The 3,544-nt window shown below is 56.0% G+C and carries 1 rRNA gene; it reads right to left on the reverse strand.

Features of this window, described 5'->3' with window-relative positions:
* Positions 1–3,053 (reverse strand): 23S ribosomal RNA (locus ABD652_RS13920); the annotation flags it as partial.
* Positions 3,054–3,544 lie beyond the last annotated feature (491 nt).

The raw sequence follows: 3,544 nt of genomic DNA on the forward strand, positions 1-3,544 counted from the left end.
TCCACATCCGGCCTATCAACCCAGTGGTCTAGCTGGGAGCCTTCACACCTTGATGGTGACGGAGATCTCATCTCGAAGCCGGCTTCCCGCTTAGATGCTTTCAGCGGTTATCCATCCCGAACGTAGCTAATCAGCGGTGCACTTGGCAGTACAACTGACACACCAGAGGTTCGTCCGTCCCGGTCCTCTCGTACTAAGGACAGACCTTCTCAAATCTCCAACGCGCGCAGCGGATAGGGACCGAACTGTCTCACGACGTTCTAAACCCAGCTCGCGTGCCTCTTTAATGGGCGAACAGCCCAACCCTTGGGACCAACTCCAGCCCCAGGATGAGACGAGCCGACATCGAGGTGCCAAACCATCCCGTCGATATGAACTCTTGGGGAGGATCAGCCTGTTATCCCCGAGGTACCTTTTATCCGTTGAGCGACGGCCCTTCCACACGGTGCCGCCGGATCACTAGTCCCAACTTTCGTTCCTGCTCGACCTGCCAGTCTCACAGTCAAGCTCCCTTGTGCACTTACACTCAACACCTGATTGCCAACCAGGCTGAGGGAACCTTTGGGCGCCTCCGTTACTCTTTGGGAGGCAACCGCCCCAGTTAAACTACCCACCAGGCACTGTCCCTGGACCCGATCAGGGCCCGAAGTTAGATGCCTAAAAACACCAGAGTGGTATTTCAACGACGACTCCACGATCACTAGCGTGACCGCATCACAGTCTCCCACCTATCCTACACAAGTGATTTCAAACACCAATACCAAGCTATAGTAAAGGTCTCGGGGTCTTTCCGTCCTGCTGCGCGTAACGAGCATCTTTACTCGTAGTGCAATTTCGCCGAGTTCACGGTTGAGACAGCGGGGGTCTCGTTGCTCCATTCGTGCAGGTCGGAACTTACCCGACAAGGAATTTCGCTACCTTAGGATGGTTATAGTTACCACCGCCGTTTACCGGGGCTTAAATTCTGAGCTTCGCCACACAAAGTGACTAACTCGTCCTCTTAACCTTCCGGCACCGGGCAGGAGTCAGTCCGTATACATCGTCTTACGACTTCGCACGGACCTGTGTTTTTAGTAAACAGTCGGACCCCCCTGGTCTCTGCGGCCCCGAACAGCTCCCCGTCGCAAGGACGGATCACCACCGAGGCCCCCCTTCTCCCGAAGTTACGGGGGCATTTTGCCGAGTTCCTTAACCGTGATTCTCTCGAACGCCTTGGTATTCTCTACCTGACCACCTGTGTCGGTTTCGGGTACGGGCGGCTCGGACCTCGCGTCGATGCTTTTCTCGGCAGCATAGGATCACCGGATCTCCCACCAACGTGGGAGCCCGTCAAATCTCACCAACACACAGCCCGGATTTACCTGGACTGAAGGCTACATTCTTAGACCCAGACAACCATCGCTGAGCCCGGCTACCTTCCTGCGTCACACCTGTTAATACGCTTGGCTCCCCAGTTCAGGTCCCGCGCTCCCCATGCACGTGGCAGCAAAGCTGCCATCCAGCATAGTTCGGGCGGTTAGTATCACCAGTTCACCATGGGCGGTCCTTCGCCGGTACGGGAATATCAACCCGTTGTCCATCGACTACGCCTGTCGGCCTCGCCTTAGGTCCCGACTAACCCAGGGCAGATTAGCTTGACCCTGGAACCCTTGGTCATTCGGCGGAGCAGTTTCTCACTGCTCTTTCGCTACTCATGCCTGCATTCTCACTCGAACACACTCCACGACACGCTTCCGCGGCCGCTTCACAGCAGTGTCCGACGCTCCCCTACCCAACCAGCCCCAAAGGACTGATTGCCACAGTTTCGGCGGTGTGCTTGAGCCCCGCTACATTGTCGGCGCGGAATCACTTGACCAGTGAGCTATTACGCACTCTTTCAAGGATGGCTGCTTCTAAGCCAACCTCCTGGTTGTCTCAGCAACTCCACATCCTTTTCCACTTAGCACACGCTTAGGGGCCTTAACCGGTGGTCTGGGCTGTTTCCCTCTCGACCATGAAGCTTATCCCCCACAGTCTCACTGCTGCGCTCTCACTTACCGGTATTCGGAGTTTAGTTGACGTCAGTAACCTTGTAGGGCCCATCAGCCATCCAGTAGCTCTACCTCCGGCAAGAAACACACAACGCTGCACCTAAATGCATTTCGGGGAGAACCAGCTATCACAGAGTTTGATTGGCCTTTCACCCCTACCCACAGCTCATCCCCCCAGTTTTCAACCTAGGTGGGTTCGGTCCTCCACACGCTCTTACACGCGCTTCAACCTGGCCATGGGTAGATCACTCCGCTTCGGGTCTAGACCCAGCGACTCATACGCCCTATTCAGACTCGCTTTCGCTACGGCTTCCCCACACGGGTTAACCTCGCCACTGAGCACTAACTCGCAGGCTCATTCTTCAAAAGGCACGCCATCACCAGCCACAAGGACCAGCTTTGACGGATTGTAGGCACATGGTTTCAGGTACTATTTCACTCCCCTCCCGGGGTACTTTTCACCATTCCCTCACGGTACTGTTCCACTATCGGTCAGCAGGTAGTATTCAGGCTTACCAGGTGGTCCTGGCTGATTCACACAAGATTCCACGAGCCTCGTGCTACTCGGGATACACACACAAGCCGGCGGAACGCATTACAACTACGGGACTCCCACCCTCTCCGGTCACGCACTCATCACGTGTTCGTCTATACGCCCGCACCTCAACTCCCAGGACTGGTAGATCCTGGACGGCATGTCCCACAACACCGCACACGCAACCCCTACCAGGTATCACACGCACACGGTTTAGCCCCATCCGCTTTCGCTCGCCACTACTCACGGAATCACTATTGTTTTCTCTTCCTGTCGGTACTGAGATGTTTCACTTCCCGACGTTCCCTCCAACCGGCCTATACATTCAGCCGGCGGTCACACACCATAACAGCATGCGGGGTTTCCCCATTCGGAAATCCTGGTATCAACGCTCGGTTATCAGCTCCACCAGGCTTATCGCAGATTCCCACGTCCTTCATCGGCTCCTGCTGCCAAGGCATCCACCATGCGCCCTTCAACACTTACCCCACAAAGGGCATGTTGTTCATAAAAACCAAGGACAACACCAACCACCACCACAAAGGCGATGATCGTGATGCACATTGACCACGCTCCCACCAGCACCCGACCCAGAAGCAGGCCGACCACTGACAAGAGCAAGATGCTCGCGTCCACTATGCAGTTCCCAAACAACAACCCCCACCACCATCACCACACACAACCCCCACAAAAAGGAGGCCGACCGTGCGGCTACCTGCAGCAGGCGGCACAATCACCAGAACAACACCTGTTGCTCCAGGACCCAATAGTGTACCAAGCACCAGCAGCACACACCAGAACCAGACCATTCCAACCCCACAAGGAGGCGTACTCGACCCAGAACCAATGCCACCACCGGTGACTGCATGCTGATATTCCACCCATGAGCAAACCCAGCGTCGAACACTCGCCGACGCACTGGGCGGACCCGACTCGGGTCCAGCTCCTTAGAAAGGAGGTGATCCAGCCGCACCTTCCG

The sequence above is a fragment of the Nesterenkonia halobia genome, from assembly GCF_039536005.1.
Classification (GTDB): Bacteria; Actinomycetota; Actinomycetes; order Actinomycetales; family Micrococcaceae; genus Nesterenkonia; species Nesterenkonia halobia.